We start from the raw sequence: 20,029 nt of genomic DNA on the forward strand, positions 1-20,029 counted from the left end.
CGGTGAGTGGCATTAAAATCATAAAATCGGAGGTGCGGTTTTGCCAAAAAGAGCCAGTAGAATACTCGGAATCGATCCAGGCTTTGGTACTCTTGGGTACGGAATAATAGACGTGGTAACTTCCCGCGTTGAACTCGTTAGTTACGGAGCTATATATACAAAACCCCGCGAGCCGATTCCAGATCGACTGCTGAAGATTTATTCAGAACTCAAAAATATAATTGATAAATATTCGCCTTCTGAAGCCGCTGTTGAAGAATTGTTCTTCTTCAGAAACGTTACGACAGCCATCCAGGTGGGCGAAGCCCGGGGTGTAATCTTATTGACGCTACGCGAAAAGGAAGTGCCTATTTTTGAATACACACCACATCAGGTGAAACAATCCGTCACCGGCTATGGGCGTTCCGAGAAAGGACAAATACAACGAGTCATGATGAAATTCCTTGGGATGAAGGAAACACCAAAACCTGATGACGCTGCTGACGCACTCGCTGTAGCCTGGTGCCATTTCCTTTCCCGTTCATTTCCTGGAGGTGCTCGAAAAAGATGAAGTTCAGGATCAAAAATGTAGATCTCAGTGCTTCAAAGTTAATAGAAAGGATCATGGGTTTTTATCCTGATGAGGCTTTTTCTAATCTGATATTGTCAAGTGTCGTTGTCAATCCAACTAATAAAGAATTGACCATGATATTCGATTCCGAAGTTTCTCAAGAAATGAAGAGATTCCTGCTGGAACATTTCGCTCTTATCGCTTCAAGTCAGCTTAAGTCAAGAATAAAGTTTATCTTCTCCGAAACCAAAGGACATTCCAAAGAAAAAAGTGATACAGAACGAAAGGAAAAAACTGTAAATTGCCTTGACAAGAAAGAACTTTTCAAATACGTGAATGGTCTCTCTTCATATCTCGAGAAAGCTTCTATTGAGTACGACGGAACAAAAGTGCTTATAACGGTTAGCAACGCTTTTGCCAGGCAGAGAATCGTTTCGAAGAAACGCGAACTTTCAGAAGCCCTGTGGAAAGTCATCGGAAAACCAGTTCCTCATGAGGTCATCTTAAAAAGCGAAGAAACAAAAGAGGCGAAGCACGAAGAAACTTCCAATGTCTCTCCCTCGAAAAAAAGTCTGAAAATCGAACAAGTCAATTCCAACATAGCGAGAGAAAAGCGCCCCACTGTGTTGATGGGTAGAAGAATAAAAGTCGCTCCACAGAGAATAAGCGATATCGTCGGGAACGAGAACTCCGTGGTCGTAGCCGGAGAGGTCTTTGGATTGGAACTCTGGAAAGGAAAAGTAGCGGTTCTGACTTTTAACGTAACCGATTTCACCGATTCAATTTCCTGTAAGATCATCGGGAGAAAGGCAGAGGAAGTGGTTGAAAATATATCGAATGGAGACGGAGTAATTGTTAGAGGAAAGATAGAATACGACACGAGAAAACGAGAAGAAGTGTTGATCGTAAACGATCTGAATCCCTTTGAACTCCCAAAACGACTCGATACGAATAAGGAAAAGCGTGTAGAACTTCACTTACACACAAAGATGAGCGCCCTTGATTCGGTGGTAGAGGTCAGTGAACTCTTCAAAACACTGAAAGAATGGGGACATACCGCCGTTGCTCTCACCGACCACGGAGTTGTCCAGAGTATACCCGAATTTTACTTTGCCGCAAAAAAAGCAGGAATCAAACCAATCTTCGGTATGGAAGGCTACATGATCAATGATCTGGAAGCTATTGTCAGCAACCTTGGAGAATACGATGGTGAATTGCTCGATAAAACGTACGTAGTCTTCGATCTGGAGACCACAGGATTGAATCCTTCTGCCGATGAGATCATTGAATTTGGCGCAATAAAACTCAAAGGAACTGAGATAGTCGACAGTTTTACCACTCTTGTAAAGCCAAAAAGGGAAATCTCCGCTGAAACCTTTGAAATAACAGGAATAAGTAACGAAATGCTTAAAGATGCCCCGTCACTGGAAGAGGCGCTTTCCAGTTTTCTTGAGTTCATCGAAGGTTGCATACTTGTTGCACACAATGCTACTTTTGATTACAGATTCGTAAGAAGCGCTGTTAAAGAGCTTTTCGGGAAAGATTGGAATGCTCCCTATATCGATACCCTCGCCCTCTCGAAAAGCTTGCTGAAATCTAGAAGTTATTCGTTGGATAATGTTGTTAAACACCTAAAATTGGGAAATTTCAACCACCATAGAGCCTTAGAGGACGCAAGGGTTACAACAGAGGTCTTCAAGAAGTTCCTGAATATGGTAACGAAAAGGGGAATAAAAAAGGTATCAGAACTAGAGAAGCTCAGGAAAAACATAAACATCTCGAGTCTAAAACCCCAGCATGTTTCTATACTCGCTAAAAACAAAGCGGGCCTCAGAAATCTATATATCCTCGTCACAGAATCGCATACACGTTATTTCCACGGGAAACCCCGAATTCCAAAGAGTGTCTTGAATCAGCATAGAGAAGGACTTTTGATAGGTTCTGCCTGTGTCTCAGGTGAACTCTCCAGAGCCTATCTCAATGGGGCCAACGCTCAGGAGCTGGAAGAGATAGCGAAGTTCTTCGACTACATAGAGATCATGCCCCTCGATGTCATCGAGGAAAGTGATATGAAGCTCTCACGTGAAACCCTCAGAGAGATGTACAGAGAATTTTACCGGATTGGCCGAAAATTGAACATTCCCGTGGTAATGACCGGAGATGTTCACTTCCTTGAACCACATCACAACATATTCAGAGCCGCAATACAGGCAGCTCAGGATCAAGAAAACTTTGCCAAACAACCCGCATTATACTTGAGAACCACTGAAGAAATGCTACAGGCAGCCATGGAAATTTTCAAGGACGAAGAAATCGCCAGAGAAGTTGTCATAACGAATACAAACAGGATTGCAGAGCAGGTAGAAGAGATAGTCCCCGTCGAAGGAAAGCTCCATCCACCTATCATCGAAGGCGCTGATGAACAGGTACGTGAGCTCACTATGAAAAGGGCAAAGGAAGTTTATGGAGAACCTTTACCCGAGATTGTTAAACTCAGACTCGAAAAAGAACTCCACGCGATAATAGATCATGGTTACGCTGTGTTGTACATTATAGCCCAGAAAATGGTCAAAAAATCAAACGAAGATGGCTATGTCGTTGGCTCCAGAGGTTCAGTTGGGAGTTCGTTGGTGGCAACGATGATGGGAATAACTGAGGTCAACCCTCTTCCACCACATTATGTATGTCCATCTTGCAAACGCTCCGAATTCATCCTTGATGGGAGTGTAGAGTCGGGCTACGATCTCAAAGACAAAGAATGCCCCAAATGCGGTACAAAGATGGCGAAGAATGGCCAGAACATTCCGTTTGAAACTTTCCTCGGGTTCAAAGGCGACAAGGTTCCAGATATCGATTTGAATTTCTCGGGCGAATACCAGGAACATGCCCACGCATACCTTGAAAAACTTTTCGGAAGGGATCATGTTTACCGCGCCGGAACTATAAGTACCATTGCGGAGCGCACCGCATATGGTTTCGTCAGGGCATATATCGAAAAATCGGGAAAGCGTTTGCGGGGAGCAGAAATGGAACGGTTGGCAATTGGAATAACCGGCGTTAAAAGAACCACAGGACAACATCCTGGTGGTCTTATGATCGTTCCAAAGGACAGGGATGTTCACGAGTTCACACCCGTACAGTTCCCGGCGAACGACACAAAATCTTCAACGAGAACAACCCACTTCGCCTACGAAGTCATTCATGATGATCTCGTCAAAATTGACGCCCTCGGCCATGACGATCCCACGTTCATAAAGCTTCTGAAAGATATAACCGGAATAGACCCAACAGCGATCCCAATGGATGATAGGGATACTATTTCCATCTTCTCATCCACAAAAGCCCTTGGGATAAAGCCAGAAGACCTCGGAACAGATGTAGGTACACTGGGCATTCCGGAATTTGGGACACAGTTCGTCAGGGGGATGCTTCAGGAAACCCGTCCGAAGAGTTTCGGCGAACTGGTAAGAATTTCCGGGCTCTCGCACGGGACAGACGTCTGGCTGAATAACGCAAGGGACTGGATAGCTTCGAGGAAAGCTACCCTGGGCGAAGTCATTGCCTGTCGTGATGACATTATGAACTACTTGATTATGAAGGGTATCGAACCACTGAAAGCTTTCAAGATAATGGAAAACGTCAGGAAAGGAAAAGGAATAAAACCAGAAGAAGAACAACTAATGCACGAGCATGCTGTACCGGAGTGGTTTATAGAGTCTTGTAAGAGAATAAAGTACCTATTCCCCAAAGCCCATGCTGTAGCTTATGTGAGCATGGCTTTCAGGGTCGCATATTTCAAGGTACATCACCCGTTGGCCTTTTACGCTACGTATTTTACTGTTAAAGGTGATGAATTCGATGTTGAGCTAGCCCTGAGCGACATCCACAGCATCAAAAAGGAAATAGCGAGCCTGAAAGGAAACCCAGATAAGAACGTCAAAGAGAAGGCAAAGGAAACGCTGCTTGAAGTTGTTCTGGAAATGCGGTTGAGAGGATACAAATTTTTGGCTGTTGATCTTGAAAAATCCGATGCTACAAAGTTTATTATTGAAGAAAACGCTCTCAGGATACCCTTTAACAGGATCAAAAATCTAGGCACAAAGGCTGCGATCTCCATTATCAAAGAAAGAAAAAAGAAGCCTTTCTCTTCTATTGAAGACCTTATCAGAAGGACGGCATTGAACAAGACCATCGTAGAAATTCTCCGAAAATATGGAGCATTAAAAGGTCTTCCGGAGAAAGAGCAGATTACCCTGTTCTGAGGTCTGTTATGAAGATAAAATTAACAGCTATTGAGTACAGAAAACTCCTCGAACTTTCAGAAAAATTCGCCGGATCCGTGGAACCCGGCTACCGGTTTTTGAGATTGTATTACTGGAAAGGTTTGCGAGCCTTTATAACAGATGGTTGTGGGAAACTTGAGGTTCCTCTGAAAAAAGAATGTTCTCCCTTCAAAGGTTCATATATTATACCTTTAGATCATGCGAGAGTCCTCAAAGAACAACTTCAAGACGAAGCTTCCATAATAATCGTCGGAGAAGACCAGGATCTCTCCATTTATGCTGGAGGAGAAAAGCTCCGAATAGAAAAGGCTCGAACGGAAGGCATACCCCGAATGGAAAGAAAATTTGAGAACCTTTTGCTGCTGAAAAAAAGTGCTTTCAAAAACGCACTGGATTTCTCTTCTGCAATAAATGATGAAGGTGACAATATCAGCTTTATTTTTAAAGATGGTGTCGTATGCATGGTTTCGTCCTCACATGGCATGAGTGTGATGAATTTTCTAAACGAGCAAGCTTCAAGGGACCTTCAAGCTCACGTTCCATACGTTACTGTCCGACACCTTGTTAAGACTCTTGAATTAATGAAAGCGGAAGAGTTGTACTTCGGTGAGGGTATCGAAGACCTGGGCATTAAAGCCGGCGTTTTCTTGTTTTCAATATGCGCTGACAGGGAGGAGACATTCAACTCTGTACCACAACGTCCTAAAGCGGAAACAAAGGTTACAATCGAGAAAAGTCAGTTACTATTCTCGGTTCGGAAGATGACAAAGCTTGTTTCAAGGGGGATGGGCGTTCTTATGTTTTCGGATCGTGGTAGTATCAGGTTCATGCTAAAAACAGGGACCTTCAGATACGAAAAGACTGTATACAAAGGTTCTTTTGAGAACTTCGTTGCCAGACTCGATCCGCATCGACTGCGTTCAGCGCTTTCCCGTATGAATGCAGGAAAAATCGAACTGTTTCTCTACAAAAAACAGTTGGTACTGACCGGAAAAGGAATCGGTCAGTACCTCTTGATACCCCTTATATGAAGAGCTTGAACAACAGCGCCGAAATCACTCCTGACACGGGTACAGTGACAAACCATGCCCAGAGAATGTTCTTCAAAACCCCTCTGTTTACTGCTTCAAGACCATGAGCCAAGCCAACACCTGTAACAGCCCCTACAACTGTATGGGTCGTAGAAACCGGCATGCCGAAGAAAGATGAAAGTAGTACGGTCGTAGCGGCTGCAAAATCGATACTGAACCCTCTCGTGTTATTCAAAGTGGTAATCTGTGTTCCTACCGTTCTCATAACTTTCTTTCCCCATATGCCTACTCCGAGGGCGATCCCGAATCCACCGATGGCAAGCATCCAGGATGGAACCTCCACATGCGTTCCGATACCTCCAGTGGTTAGTGCGAGGTACACGACCGCGAGTGGGCCAACAGCATTTGCCACATCATTCGCACCGTGAGCGAAAGACACATAGCACGAAGTTAGTATCTGCATCTTCTTGAAAGTCCCTTCAACTATTTCATAAGGTTTGTGTTCATTCTTGCTCGCATAACGGCGAACGAGGAAGAAGCTCAAAAGAAAACCAAGGACAAAAAACACACCGCCAGCGAGTAAAGACCTATATATCCCCATCTTCATCGTCTTCACGCCAAAAAGGAACGAGATGATGAATAGCGTAGCAGCTATGTACAGGGGTGCGTAGCGTTTTGTTGCAGTCACAGGATTCTCTCTCCTAAGTATGGAAAGAGCTATTAGTTTGAAAACGACAAAAGCGAGAAATCCTCCGACAAAGGGGGAAATAAACCAACTCGACACGATCATAAACATTTTAACCCAGTTTACAGCATCCAGACCGGCAGCCATAATGCCGAAGCCAACCATTCCGCCAACTATCGAGTGGGTCGTGGACACGGGCCAACCCTTTATTGTTGCGATAGCCAACCAGATGAAGGCACCAATCAGCGCGGAAAGAGCACCGTACATAAGAACTTTATCGGAAGAAATAACCTCTGAATTTAGAATTCCTTTTGTTATAGTCGATGTAACATGAGCCCCAAAGAAAAATGCACCACTGAATTCCAAGACGGCTGCGATCATCACGGCCTGTTTAACAGTAATGGCCTTTGCACCAACGGCTGTTGCCATGGAGTTTGCGACATCATTACCTCCTATGGCCATTGCGAGGGCCAGTCCAAACGTCATAGAAAAGAGAAGTAACATCGAATCCCTCCTTATTCAGCTTTCAAGAGCATAGCAATGGATTCCGCGACGTTCTCCGCATCGTCTGAAATGCTTGATATGGTTATGGCAAGTTTTACGAGGAAAAATATGTCCACAGGATTCATTTCGTTTTTCATGGAAAAAAGGATTTCGCCGATATGCACTGATTCAGTATCGGTTCTGAATTCAATGTTTTCAAGCACATTTATTTCTCCGTACTCCTTTTTAACTTCAACGGGTGAAAATGCGCTTTCAACAAGTGTAGTAAGCGTATCGACCAATTCATGCATCAGCTTTACAGAATCGTAGACTGAGACACAGAGCTCTTCAAACAACTTTGGAAGCTCGGTTTTTTCAATGCCCTCAACTCTATTCATCCGGAGGAGCTTCAAAGCGTCGTCTACCTTGTCGATAACAGAATCCTGTTTGTGCAAGAGAGCCATCATGTCAGACCTGTCAAAGAAAGCGAAACGAAATTTTTCATAACTTCCACGCAATTTTGCCTTCAATAAGTCAGCCTTTTTTTCCAGGCTTTCAACATCGTAGGAATACTTTTCGATATTCTTGTTTTCGAAATACTCCTCCACCGCCTTCGGCAGGTAAGCAGACGCTTCGAGAACGACATCTGCGTGTTCTTTAAGCAATTTCAAGGGACTTTCCTTAGGAAAGAGCTTCTCGATGAGTCCAGTCACACCATCACCTCCGCTTAGAAAATACCATTTATTGAGTAATTTCCTCTTACAGTTTTTATACAAAACCCCCTTACTCTTATACAAAGCTCTTTACTATGTTTAGCAGTCTAATATTATGAAAGCTATAAATATTCATTACATTATTATTTATCATACTCTTTGATCGTTTTATAAAGTATTACATAAAACACTAATTTTCATTATTTATTGTTGACAAAGCCCTTTGGCATAATTATAATTTCAAATGGAAAGCAAGAAAATCGAAGTGGGAGGGATTGAAATGGCAGAAAAGGAATATATCGTGGGTATCGACCTTGGTACAACTAACTCCGTCATAGCGTGGGTAAAACCTGATGGAAATCCTGAAGTAATACCGAATGCGGAAGGTTCCAGAACAACACCATCCATCGTTTCCTTCACCAAGACAGGTGAGATAATCGTAGGCGAACCTGCCAAGAGACAGGCCATTCTGAATTCCGAGAGGACGATCCGTTCAATAAAGAGAAAGATGGGATCAGACTATAGAGTAAAGATAGATGACAAAGAATACACCCCTCAGGAAATCAGTGCCTACGTACTTAAAAAGCTTAAGGCTGACGCGGAAGCCTATCTTGGTGGCAAAGTCACCAAAGCCGTTATTACCTGTCCTGCGTATTTTAATGATGCACAAAGACAAGCTACAAAAGAAGCTGGAATTATAGCTGGACTCGAAGTTCTGAGAATCATAAACGAACCAACCGCAGCAGCCGTGGCTTATGGTCTTGATAAAGCTCAGGGCGATAAAAAAGTCATTGTCTATGACCTCGGCGGAGGTACCTTCGATGTCTCTCTCTTAGAAATTGGTGAGGGTGTCGTTGAAGTCCTTGCAACGGCTGGAAACAATCACCTTGGTGGTGATGACTTTGATCAAAGACTCATTGATTATATGGCAGAAGAATTCAGAAAAGAACATGGCGTAGATCTCAGACAAGACAAACAAGCTTTCCAGAGACTGAAGGATGCCGCAGAAAGGGCCAAGATAGAACTGTCGTCTAAATACGAAACAGAAGTGAGTCTTCCCTTTATAACGGCGACGACCGAAGGACCTCTACACCTCGAAATGAAAATAACCAGATCGACATTCGAATCTCTAATTAGGGATCTCATAGAGTCCACAAGAGAACAGGTAGAAAGAGTCCTTCAGGATGCGAAGATCTCGCCCGAAGATGTCGATGAGGTAATTCTCGTCGGTGGTTCCACAAGAATTCCCTTTGTCCAGAATTTTATAAAAGGAATCTTTGGGAAAGATCCTAACAGAAGTGTGAATCCAGATGAAGCAGTCGCTGTTGGTGCGGCCATTCAATCGGCGATCCTTGGTGGGAATCTCGAAAAAGACCTTGTCCTCGTTGACGTTACACCCCTTACCCTCGGAGTTGAGGTAAAGGGTGGTCTAATGGAACCTATAATCGAAAGGAACTCGACCATCCCCATGAAGAAATCAAAGATATTCACTACAGCCGAAGATGGACAAACTGAAGTGGAAATTAGGGTATATCAGGGTGAGAGAACCATGGCGCGTGACAACATATTCCTTGGAAGCTTCAAGCTCACGGGCATTCCACCGGCGCCAAGAGGTGTACCACAGATAGAGGTGACCTTTGACATAGACAGCGATGGTATCGTAAATGTCTATGCCAAAGACCTTGGTACCAACAAGCAACAGTCGATGGTTGTCACAGGCCGCAACAAGCTCTCTGAAGATGAAATCAAGAGAATCGTTGAGGACGCCAAAAAATACGAAGAACAGGACAAAAGGAAAAAACAGGAAATCGAACTCAAAAATCAGGCTGATGAACTGGCGTATCGTATGGAAAAGATACTCAAAGAAAGCGGTGACAAAATACCCGCGGAAGACCGCGGTAATCTTGAGAATCTTGTAAAGGACCTCAGGGATGCTCTTAACAAAGATGACATTTCCAGAGTAAAGATACTCTTCGACAAGCTCCAGCAGGAAAGCATGAAGATCGGTCAGCTCTTGTATCAACAAGCAGCCGCTCAGGGAGGTCAAACCGATCCCGGACAGGGTGATGGCGGCTCTGAATACATACCGCCAAAAGACGGTTCCCAGAATTGATATAAATAAACAAAAAATTACAAGGAGGTGGGATCATGCTGGCAAGAAGAGAAGGTGTTAACAGCCTTTTCAAACCCTTCGAAGAACTCCACAGGGAAATTGACAGACTCTTTGATGAAGCGTTCAGAGGACTTGGAACAGGAAATAAGAGAACCGAGGGGTTCCTCCCAGAAGTGGACATCTACGAGACAGATGATTCCATCGTTATTGAAATGGACGTTCCAGGCATTAAGAAAAACGACTTGAAGATCAAGCTTGAAGACGGAATACTAACCATTAGTGGTGAGAAAAAATACGAGAAGAAAGAAAAGTCCAAGAGCTACCACCTTATCGAAAGAGGCTTTGGAAGTTTCAGTAGGTCTTTCAGAGTTCCTGATACGATCGATCACACAAAGATCAAAGCCAACTACGATAATGGCGTCCTGAAGATCGAGCTTCCCAAGAAAGAGGAAGCAAAGAAAGAAGCCGTAGAGATCAAAATTGACTAACAGAATGAAGTTGAAAGGGCGCCTGGAGGCGCCCTTTTTTAAAGGAGGTGTTTAAATGCTTAATTACGAAGAATACACGGAGAAAGCGAAAAAAATATTGATGGACGTTCAAGATATACTGACCAGATACAGACAAAACCAACTCGGCAGCGAACATATTTTGCTATCGATCCTGGAAGATGGAGATAATCTCGCCGTTGAAGTCCTCAAAAATCTCAAGGTGGATCTCGGAGCCCTTAGGCGCGATGTGGAGGACGTAATAGGCAGATACGGTTCAAGTTCGGGAGGTACTGGCACACAAATATATCTGACACCTGATGCCAGACACATTTTAGAAACTGCTAAAAACGAAGCAAAAAGGATGCAGGATTCAAAAATAGGTACAGAACACCTATTACTCGCTATGGTGAAGGAGACTTCCTCTGTGGCGTCGAGGATATTGGTAAAATACGGTCTTGACATCGACCGGGTTTACAACGCCTTGCTCAAAGAAAGAAAAGACGCGGATGCTTCTGAAAATGAGAACATAAGCGCTCTTAAAAGATTCACAATAGATTTAACAGAACTTGCAAAGCAAGGGAAACTCATGCCTGTCATTGGCAGAGAAGAAGAGATCAAAAGAGTGATCCAGATACTCGGTCGCAAGACGAAGAACAATCCCGTTCTCGTAGGTGAGCCTGGTGTTGGAAAAACGGCCATAGTGGAAGGTCTGGCGCAACGCATAATAGATGGAGAAACCCCTGAGTACCTCAAAGACAAACGTGTTCTTGTCCTTGACATGGGTAGAGTAGTTGCCGGGACGAAATTTCGTGGAGAATTCGAGGAACGGATGAAGAGCATCATCGATTCGGTACGAAGACTTTCTGGAGAAGTGATCCTCTTCATCGACGAGATACACACCGTCGTGGGTGCCGGAAGTGCAGAAGGGTCGATGGACGCCGCTAATCTTATGAAACCCGCTCTGGCACGTGGAGAACTCCAGTGCATTGGTGCAACAACCATTGATGAATACCGTAAATACATCGAGAAAGATAGGGCACTTGAGAGAAGATTTCAGCCCGTTTATGTAGACGAACCCACGCCAGAAGAAGCGCTGGAAATATTGAAGGGTATCAAAGAAAACTATGAAAAACATCACAATGTCAAAATAGAAGACGATGCTCTTGAAACCGCTGTTGATCTTAGTATCAAGTACATAAGTGACCGTTACTTGCCAGATAAGGCTATCGACTTGATCGACGAAGCCGCGTCTTTTGTCAGGCTTCAAGCAGGATATGTGCCAAAGGAAATAAGAAAACTCGAGAAAAAGCTAACACAGCTCGATGAAAAGATCTCCGAGCTTGTTCAAAAAGGTGAATACCGTCAAGCAGCGGAACTGAAATCGGAATATGAACGACTCAAAGGAGAGTACGAGCAGAAAAAGAGAGAATGGCATGAGAATATTTCAGGTAATGCCAAAAGTGTAACGAAAGATATAATAGCTTCCATCATCGAGCAATGGACAGGTATCCCTGCAGGGAGATTACTGGAAACAGAAAGAGAAAAGCTGAAAAATCTCAAAGAGCTCATACACAAAAGGTTTATTGATCAGAAAGAAGCTGTCGACGTAGTTGTTAGCACAATAAAGAGGGCAAGAGCCGGCCTCAAAGCTAAAAATAGGCCGTGGGGGTCCTTCCTTTTCATGGGACCGACCGGTGTCGGAAAAACCGAACTTGCAAAGACTCTGGCGTACATACTCTTTGGAAGCGAAGACGCCATGATAAGGCTCGATATGTCTGAATACATGGAAAAGCACACCGTATCAAGACTAATAGGTGCTCCTCCGGGATATGTGGGATACGAAGAAGGCGGTCAGTTAACAGAGGCTGTCCGCAGGAAGCCATATTCGGTGATCCTGCTTGATGAAATTGAAAAAGCCCATCCGGATGTACACAACTTGTTACTGCAAATCATGGACGATGGTAGATTGACAGACGGTAAAGGTAAGACTGTTAATTTCTCAAACACCATTCTGATAATGACCAGTAACATCGCTTCAGAAGAGCTCGTATCAAAAGAAATCGATGAAGAAGTACTTAGTAAAGTGGAATTAAAGCTCAAGAAGGCTTTCAAACCAGAATTCATAAACAGACTCGATTCCATAGTGTTCTTTAAACCTCTTGGTAGAGAAGTAATGAAGGAAATTGTTGGACTCAGAATGAAAGAGGTCTTTGAAAGATTACAAGAGCAAAATATTACTGCCGAGATCACACAAAACGCCGTGGACTACCTCGCTGAAAAAGGATATGACAGAATGTTCGGCGCCAGACCTGTGAGACGTGTTATCGAAAAAGAGGTTGAGGCTCCCATTGCTGATATGATAATCGAAGGCACACTTACTGAGGGTGAAAAGATAACCATTGACGCAGACGAATTTGGAATAAAAATATTTAAGAAATAATAAATAGGGTAAATACGCTAAAAGTGGGAAGTGGTTGGCTTCCCACTTTTTTGTTGTATAATTTTCTTCGTGAGTCTCTTATGAAGGGGATGTAATCTTGACTTTTGAAATGATATTGGCCTTTGTAGTTTTCCTTATAGCTTATGCTTTTCTCGCTACTGAAAAAATTCACCGGACTCTTGTTGCACTCATTGGCGCTGTGATAATGGTATTTCTCGGAATCTTTGCTGATCCTTCTAAGATCTACAGCGAATACATAGATTTCAATACCATCTTCTTACTGATAGGCATGATGACTTTTGTGAATGTTATCAAGAAGAGCGGTCTTTTCGAATTCCTCGGCCTTGAAGCCCTCAAGTTCTCAAATGGGAACATGCTGAAGCTTTACCTCTATTTTTCGATCATAGTCGCGTTGACTTCGGCTGTGCTGGACAACGTCACAACGATTCTTGTGATGCTTCCCATAACTCTTGCAGTAGCTGATACAACGGGTGTTGACCCCGTGCCATTTGTCCTCGGAGAGATCTTCGCTTCCAACATTGGCGGTGCTGCTACCCTGATTGGTGATCCCCCGAATATCATGATCGGCTCAGCAGCAAAATTACATTTCAGCGATTTTGTTGTGAATCTTGGACCCGTACTCTTCTTCATTTTCGTAGCAGTGAACATCTTTTTGGTTCTTGTGTTCAGAAGGACTCTAACGAAAAAAGTGGAGAGTAACTTGTTGGCTCAGTCCGGAAGCCCGATTACAAATAAGAAACATTTCTACATCTCAATAATATTACTTCTCGTTACTATAATAATGTTCATATTTCAGGAGAGGCTTGGCTTTGAAAGTTCGATCATCGCCCTATTTATCGCATCGGTATCGCTCCTCTTGATGCGCCCAAAAGAAGTCGAGAAGACACTGGAAGAGGTTGAATGGTCAACAATTCTCTTTTTCGTTGGGCTGTTTATCATGGTTGGAGCTCTTGAAGAAACTGGATTTCTCGAATATCTGGCGGGGCATATACTTGTCCTCTCTCGAGGATCGTATCAGCTTGCCAAGGCCCTTGTCGTGAACATATCCGGACTCGCTTCTGCTTTTATAGACAACATACCTTACACTGCAACGATGATCCCTGTTATAGAGTCGATGCAAAAACTGAACCCTGACGTGTTCAACAATCTCGAACCTATGTGGTGGTCCTTGTCATTGGGAGCTTGTCTTGGAGGAAATGGAACTGCCATAGGAGCTTCCGCGAATGTCGTAGGCCTGGCAGTTCTAAAGAGGTACTACGGAAAAGAAATCAGTTTCTTCGAATTTTTTAAATACGGGATAATAGTTCTGATTATAAGTCTTATATTTTCCACTCTATATCTGCTGCTCTTTTTGTAAGGGACTTCATCACAATCGCCGTGAAGATAATTTATATGATAGTATGCATCGACAGAAAAATCACATTATTCTGTTCACATTGTGATAAAATCATCTGGTGGAACGCGGAAGGTTCTTGCTTAAATTAGCAGAGTCAGCACACTGACAACGCTTTTTATATTCATTGTTTTAAAAAACGCGGGAGAATCTGGGAGGAAGAGAAATGGAAAAGATCTTTGTTACTTTCCCACCGTCGGGAATAGTAAAAGTTCTGTTGAAAGAATTTAACACGTCTTACAATGAAGAGGAAAGAGTCCTTTCAAAAGAAGAAATAATTGAACGTGCCAGAGATGCAACAGCATTGATGACCACTCTCGTTGACAAAATCGACAGAGACATCATCTTTTCCCTTCCCAACCTGAAAGTAATTTCCAACTGTGCTGCAGGTTATGACAACATCGACATAGAAGCCGCAAAAGAACGGAAGGTTGCTGTCACCAACACCCCGGGGATCGTCACCAAAGCGACCGCCGATATTGCTATGGCTTTGATACTTGCTGTTTCCCGAAGAATAATCGAGGCTGACAGATTCTTAAGAGCAGGAAAATTTGAAGGCTGGCGGTTCAATCTCTTTCAGGGCATTGATCTAAACCGAAAAGTCCTTGGAATAGTGGGTATGGGAAAAATAGGTAAAGAAGTGGCGCAAAGGGCCATCGGATTCGGTATGAGGATCATATACTACAGTCGTCATAGACTTCCCGAATCAGAGGAACGAATACTTTCAGCGACCTATTACCCCCTCGATGAGCTCTTGAAAATTGCTGACGTAGTTTCCTTACATGTTCCCCTGACTCCGGAAACTCGACACCTCATTAACAAAGAAAGACTGCAACTCTTAAAACCCGGTGCAATTCTAATAAACACCGCCCGTGGACCTGTCGTGGATGAACAGGCGCTCATTGAAGCATTGAAAGAGAAGAGGATATTTGGTGCGGGACTGGATGTATATGAAAATGAGCCCTATGTCCCACCTGAATTGATGGAACTCGATAATGTTGTTCTGCTCCCGCATATAGGTTCTGCTACGGTGGAAACTCGCCAAACAATGCTGATCGAAGCAATACAGAATATGCTGAAAGTACTCGAAGGGGAAAAACCTGACAGCTACGTATATTTACCTCAATTGGACGAAAATTAAAAGAGCGCCTTTGGCGCTCTTTTTCATAATGTTTTCTCGATGTATTTCATCAATTGCTCGAGTTCTTCGATTTTTTCATCCACGTTTCCCGTTTCGATAGCTTCTCGGATACATGTCTCAATGTGGGTGTTAATTACTTCGGTATTCGCTTTCTTAAGAAGTGAAATAACAGCCAGGAGCTGCGTTGAGATATCAATACAGTACCTGCCATCTTCAATCATCTTCATGATCCCGTCTATCTGCCCTCGGGCAGTCTTGAGTACTTTCAATGCCCTGTGATGCTTGATATCATGAACATGTTTTTCTTTCATTTGTTTCCTCCTTATAGAAGAGCACTCTATCGCTCTACCTTCACCAACTCATATCCGGTGTCTTCTATCACTTCTTTGAGAAGCTCTTCTGGTATATCCTTCGAGGTCTCTATCACGGCGAAGCCTTCATTTAAGTTGACTTCCACACTTTCAACACCTTCGACCTCAGAAAGCGCTTTCTCCACCCTCATCTTGCAGTGATTACAGGTCATACCTTTAATGAACAATTTCATTCTAACACCTCCATGTAAACATTGAGTTTTGAGTATAAGAATCAGGATAGGTGATATATTCGTTGTTGGTTATGGGTTGCACGTGTTCGACAAAGCTTCTTTTTTACGACCAACAACGGTCTTTCTCGCCTTCTCAGCTTTTGCGTTCCTGGCCTCGCTCCACCAAGCGTTGCCTTACAACTTGACTCTTTTTAGCCTGAGGGCATTGGTCACGACACTGACACTGGAAAAAGCCATAGCAGCTCCGGCAATTATTGGGTTCAGTTTAATGCCAAACGACACATAGAACAAACCGGCTGCGATGGGTACGCCGATCATGTTGTAAAAGAAAGCCCAGAAAAGGTTTTGCTTCACATTTCTAATCGTCGCCTTGGAGAGTTTTATCGCGTTAACAACGTCTCTCAAATCGTTTTTCATGAGCACTACATCCGCTGATTCAAGAGCCACATCTGTCCCTGAACCTATAGCGATACCAACATCAGCTTCTGCCAAAGCCGGCGAATCGTTGATTCCGTCTCCTACCATTGCGACGGTATAGCCTATATTCTTAAGCTCTTTTACCTTTGTGGACTTATCCTCAGGAAGCACTTCGGCTATAACTTCGTCTATTCCTACTTGCTTCGCTATTGCTTGTGCTGTTCTTTTACTGTCCCCGGTTACCATAAAAGTTTTAATTCCCATTTTTTTCAGTTCTTCAATAGCTTTCTTCGAGGTTGGTTTTATAACGTCTGCGATGCCAAATACACCGGCAAGTTTTCCATCGTACCACAAAAGGACTGGCGTTTTTCCCGAATTGGAAAGATTTTGAACTATTTCCCCTGAATCATTGTTGTGGTTAATTAACTTTGAATTACCAACTTTAATTTCTATGCCTCCCACTTCCGCCGTGATACCTTTTCCTGGGATCGCTTTAAAGTTCTTCACCTCTAATGTTTTCCCGTTATAGGCTTCGACAATAGCTTTATCAAGAGGATGTGAACTCATAGAACCTATGCTTGCAGCCAATTTCAATATCTCTTCCTTCTTAAAACCGTTTATGGGAATTACATCTGTGAGTACCGGCTTTCCCTCGGTTATCGTTCCAGTTTTATCAAAAATTATCGCTTTTACTTTATGGGTTATTTCGAGGGCTTCGCCGCTTTTGAAAAGAATACCCATTTCAGCGCCACGGCCAGTACCTACCATTATCGCGGTGGGTGTTGCCAATCCGAGGGCACAGGGGCAAGCTATAACAAGGACAGAAATCATCATAGTGAAGGAGAACAAGAAACCATAACCAAGGAAAAACCATGTAAGAAATGTAATAGCTGCAATCACAAGCACAACAGGCACGAAGTAACCACTGATTATATCCGCTAACCTTGCTATAGGGGCTTTTGAAGCTTGGGCGTCTTCAACCAGCTTGATTATCTTCGCCAGTGCGGTATCACTTCCTACCTTGGTAGCCCTTATTTCTATAGCACCGCTCAGGTTAACTGTGCCGCCCACGACTTCGGAACCTTCTTTTACGTCCACAGGAATTGACTCTCCTGTAAGCATAGATTGATCTATTGAACTGTTACCTTTCAACACCACACCATCAACAGGGACAGACATGCCAGCCTTCACAAGCAGTATATCGCCAACTTCCACTTCTTCGACGGGTATTTCAATGAACTGCTCCCCATTTTTCAATAGCGCCGTCTTTGGGGAGAGATCCATGAGTTTTTTTAAAGCTTCAGATGTTCGGCCTTTGGAGAGATTTTCGAAATACTTTCCAAGAGAGATCAAAGCAACAATTACACCCGCGGTTTCAAAATACAGATCTTCTGCGTAAGCATGGTTACCCAGCGCTATTTGTATTGTTGCAAACACGCCGTAAGCCACTGCAGCCCCAGTTCCAAGCCCTACAAGAGTATCCATATTCGGATGCCCTCTGAACAAATTGGGAATACCCTTTAGATAGAAGTCCTTTCCAGCAATTACTATCGGAATCGTGAGGAGCAATTGAACAAGCGCGAAATTCAGCGGATTTTCTGTTGGTGAAATAACCGAAGGCAAGCGTAATCCTAGCATATGACCCATAGCTATTATCAAGAGAGGAACAGCAAATATCGCGGAATACAGGAATTTTCTCCAATAAGAGCGTATTATGGCTTCTTTTCTTTCTTTGTCGCTGTCATAACTTTTCGTTGTTATGCTCTTTGCCTTATATCCGGCTTTTTCTATGGCTTTTTTGATATCAGAAAGTCTAACCAGAGTTGGATTATACTCTATCACGGCTTTTTCCGTGGTCAAATTGACTGATACAGAATCAACACCATCTAATTTTCCCACGGACTTCTCGATAGCCCTCACACAAGAAGCGCAAGTCATACCTTCAATTTCAAGAGTAACGCTTCGTTTTTCACGGGCCTTTTCAATCTCATAACCTGCTTTCTTAATCTTTTCAAAAAGCTCCTTTTCATCAATTTCTGAATCGATTTCAAAGACAAGCTTTTCGGTGGCGAGGCTCACAACCGGGTTCTTTACACCGGCAACCTTCGAAGCTGCTTTTTCAACGGTTCTCACGCAAGAAGCGCAAGTCATACCTTTAACTATGTATTCTCTCTTTTCACCCATAGTTTCTCCTCACATCTTGCTTTCAATAAGCTGTATAAGCTCTTTGGTATTCAAATTAGAATACAGTTCTCCGTCGACTTCTGCCACTACGGCTTTACATACTCCAAGGCAGCCCGACTCGATAACATCTAACTTTGGAAACTTATTCTTTATTACTTTCACGGCTTCAGAACCTTTTTCAAAACAGCAGCTACCTTCTTGACAGCATACCTTAACTACCATCACGCCACCCCTTTACCGTTCAAGGTTCTTCCTCATTCTGTTGAACTCTTCGTCAGTAATTTCACCGCGAGCGTATCTTTCCTTCAACGTCTCAAGAGCCCGGTTTCGTTCGCTATTTCTGCTATATTCCGAAGAAGCATGGCCCGCTCGAAATATCTTGGCAAGAAAATAAATGACAACCACAGCAACTAGAACATATACAACAAGCATAATTATCATCGGTAACCAGCCAAAAGCGCTAAATCCAGGCCATCCCCACCAATACCAATGCATTTTATTCGCCTCCTTTAAGATTATTAAGTCTTCTCATGTACTCTTCTTCATCGATCTCGCCTCTGGCATAGCGTTCTTTCAAAATCTCTTCAGCCCTGCTTCTTCTTTCTTCGGTTCCTCTATCACCAAAGAAACTTCTTATATAATCAGGTTTGAAAAGAAAGACAATGAGAATCAAAAAGATAAACCACCCAAAAAACATCATTTACATCACCTCTTTATTATACCTCCCCCCGGGGGGGTAATAAAATCATACCATCTCCTCTGCCAAAAAATAATTATCATAACAAGACAAAGTTGTTAAGAAAATAAAAACTCGAACGATGATATAATTGTTTTCGATAACTTTTCAAACTAGAGGTGGATTATGGACATTGTCCTCATCGCCGTGGCACTGGCTATGGATGCCTTTGCAGTATCTATATCCATTGGGTTATCGCAGAAAACCATTCCCTTCAGGACCGCTTTCAGGACGTCCCTTAATTTTGGCTCATTCCAGTTTTTCATGCCTGTAATCGGCTGGTATGTGGCCTCGAGCTTCTCAAAGTATATCCAGGCCTTTGATCACTGGATAGCGTTCTTTCTCCTCGTAGGTATCGGTGGAAAGATGATCATCGAAACTTTCGAAGAAGGTGATAGAAGCAATTCAAAAGATAGAACAAAAGGTCTTGCTCTGGTTATGCTTTCCATTGCAACCTCAATCGATGCCCTGGCGGTGGGCGTTGCCTTCGCTTTTGTGGATCGTACCATTTTCTTTCCTTCGGTAATCATCGGCATCGTCGCCTTCGGATTCTCATATCTAGGAATAAAGGGCGGCGCAAAATTTGGCAAACTTCTGGGGAAGAAAACAGAAATTCTTGGAGGCATCATACTGATATTCATAGGAGTAAAGATACTCATAGAACACCTGAGTATTTAGCGCTAAGTATGGCTCAACCCGGTATTTTGTGTCAGTGATTGAAAATAGTTCTAAGCAAAGTTAGGTGAACTCAGGATAATATTTTTGTGCAGGCAGGCTTCTAATAAATCCGGAAACACCCTCATGAAG

General features: G+C 43.2%; 17 protein-coding genes. 9 read left to right on the forward strand and 8 right to left on the reverse strand.

Annotation, left to right across the window (positions count from 1 at the left end):
- Positions 1-40: 40 nt before the first annotated feature.
- The 3 genes from ruvC to IX53_RS05220 are packed head-to-tail and all read left to right on the forward strand — an operon-like array spanning position 41 to position 5,864.
- Positions 41-550, forward strand: coding sequence for a crossover junction endodeoxyribonuclease RuvC (gene ruvC / locus IX53_RS05210; protein ID WP_047754448.1), 510 nt, complete (start codon positions 41-43; stop codon positions 548-550).
- A complete protein-coding gene (locus tag IX53_RS05215) occupies positions 547-4,812 on the forward strand; it encodes a PolC-type DNA polymerase III (RefSeq protein WP_047754449.1) in 4,266 nt (1,421 codons plus the stop codon). The genes ruvC and IX53_RS05215 overlap by 4 nt, the downstream gene beginning before the upstream one ends.
- Before the next feature lie 8 nt (positions 4,813-4,820).
- Positions 4,821-5,864, forward strand: a complete 1,044-nt coding sequence (locus tag IX53_RS05220; RefSeq protein ID WP_047754450.1) for a hypothetical protein — start codon at positions 4,821-4,823, stop codon at positions 5,862-5,864.
- On the opposite strand, the gene IX53_RS05225 is transcribed toward IX53_RS05220, so the two are convergent.
- Entirely contained in the window at positions 5,857-7,053 is a 1,197-nt protein-coding gene (locus IX53_RS05225) for an inorganic phosphate transporter (RefSeq protein ID WP_047754451.1), read from the reverse strand. The genes IX53_RS05220 and IX53_RS05225 overlap by 8 nt on opposite strands.
- Positions 7,054-7,064: 11 nt before the next feature.
- Positions 7,065-7,745, reverse strand: coding sequence for a DUF47 domain-containing protein (locus IX53_RS05230; protein ID WP_047754452.1), 681 nt, complete (start codon positions 7,743-7,745; stop codon positions 7,065-7,067).
- Positions 7,746-8,025: 280 nt separating this feature from the next.
- Here IX53_RS05230 and dnaK point away from each other — a divergent pair, with 280 nt between their 5' ends.
- The 5 genes from dnaK to IX53_RS05255 all read left to right on the forward strand — a co-directional run bounded on the left by dnaK (position 8,026) and on the right by IX53_RS05255 (position 15,341).
- The gene (dnaK, locus tag IX53_RS05235) at positions 8,026-9,858 is read left to right on the forward strand and encodes a molecular chaperone DnaK (RefSeq protein WP_047754453.1); all 1,833 of its coding nucleotides are present in this window, start codon (positions 8,026-8,028) and stop codon (positions 9,856-9,858) included.
- Positions 9,859-9,893: 35 nt separating this feature from the next.
- Positions 9,894-10,346: an Hsp20/alpha crystallin family protein gene (locus IX53_RS05240; RefSeq protein ID WP_047754454.1), complete on the forward strand. Its 453-nt coding sequence runs from the start codon at positions 9,894-9,896 to the stop codon at positions 10,344-10,346.
- A gap of 55 nt (positions 10,347-10,401) precedes the next feature.
- Positions 10,402-12,786: an ATP-dependent Clp protease ATP-binding subunit gene (locus IX53_RS05245; protein WP_047754455.1), complete on the forward strand. Its 2,385-nt coding sequence runs from the start codon at positions 10,402-10,404 to the stop codon at positions 12,784-12,786.
- A 97-nt stretch (positions 12,787-12,883) separates the two neighbouring features.
- Positions 12,884-14,164 (forward strand): ArsB/NhaD family transporter, encoded by a 1,281-nt coding sequence (locus IX53_RS05250; protein WP_156173113.1) that lies wholly within the window; start codon positions 12,884-12,886, stop codon positions 14,162-14,164.
- A 202-nt stretch (positions 14,165-14,366) separates the two neighbouring features.
- Positions 14,367-15,341 (forward strand): 2-hydroxyacid dehydrogenase, encoded by a 975-nt coding sequence (locus tag IX53_RS05255; RefSeq protein ID WP_047754456.1) that lies wholly within the window; start codon positions 14,367-14,369, stop codon positions 15,339-15,341.
- 23 nt (positions 15,342-15,364) lie between these two features.
- Here IX53_RS05255 and IX53_RS05260 read toward each other — a convergent pair whose 3' ends face one another.
- The 6 genes from IX53_RS05260 to IX53_RS11155 form a co-directional block, all read right to left on the reverse strand.
- Entirely contained in the window at positions 15,365-15,652 is a 288-nt protein-coding gene (locus tag IX53_RS05260; protein WP_047754457.1) for a metal-sensing transcriptional repressor, read from the reverse strand.
- A gap of 26 nt (positions 15,653-15,678) precedes the next feature.
- Positions 15,679-15,885, reverse strand: a complete 207-nt coding sequence (locus IX53_RS05265) for a heavy-metal-associated domain-containing protein (RefSeq protein WP_047754458.1) — start codon at positions 15,883-15,885, stop codon at positions 15,679-15,681.
- A 174-nt stretch (positions 15,886-16,059) separates the two neighbouring features.
- Complete coding sequence (locus IX53_RS05270; RefSeq protein WP_047754459.1) at positions 16,060-18,486, reverse strand: heavy metal translocating P-type ATPase; 2,427 nt, start codon at positions 18,484-18,486, stop codon at positions 16,060-16,062.
- 9 nt (positions 18,487-18,495) lie between these two features.
- On the reverse strand, positions 18,496-18,708 hold the full coding sequence (locus IX53_RS05275) for a (2Fe-2S) ferredoxin domain-containing protein (RefSeq protein WP_047754460.1): 213 nt from the start codon (positions 18,706-18,708) through the stop codon (positions 18,496-18,498).
- Positions 18,709-18,720: 12 nt separating this feature from the next.
- Entirely contained in the window at positions 18,721-18,981 is a 261-nt protein-coding gene (locus IX53_RS05280; RefSeq protein ID WP_047754461.1) for an SHOCT domain-containing protein, read from the reverse strand.
- Position 18,982: 1 nt separating this feature from the next.
- Positions 18,983-19,186, reverse strand: a complete 204-nt coding sequence (locus IX53_RS11155; RefSeq protein ID WP_047754462.1) for an SHOCT domain-containing protein — start codon at positions 19,184-19,186, stop codon at positions 18,983-18,985.
- A 162-nt stretch (positions 19,187-19,348) separates the two neighbouring features.
- On the opposite strand from IX53_RS11155, the gene IX53_RS05290 reads away from it, so the two are divergent.
- The gene (locus IX53_RS05290; RefSeq protein WP_047754463.1) at positions 19,349-19,900 is read left to right on the forward strand and encodes a manganese efflux pump MntP; all 552 of its coding nucleotides are present in this window, start codon (positions 19,349-19,351) and stop codon (positions 19,898-19,900) included.
- Positions 19,901-20,029: the final 129 nt, after the last annotated feature.

The organism is Kosmotoga pacifica (assembly GCF_001027025.1).
In the GTDB taxonomy this organism is placed as follows: domain Bacteria; phylum Thermotogota; class Thermotogae; order Petrotogales; family Kosmotogaceae; genus Kosmotoga_B; species Kosmotoga_B pacifica.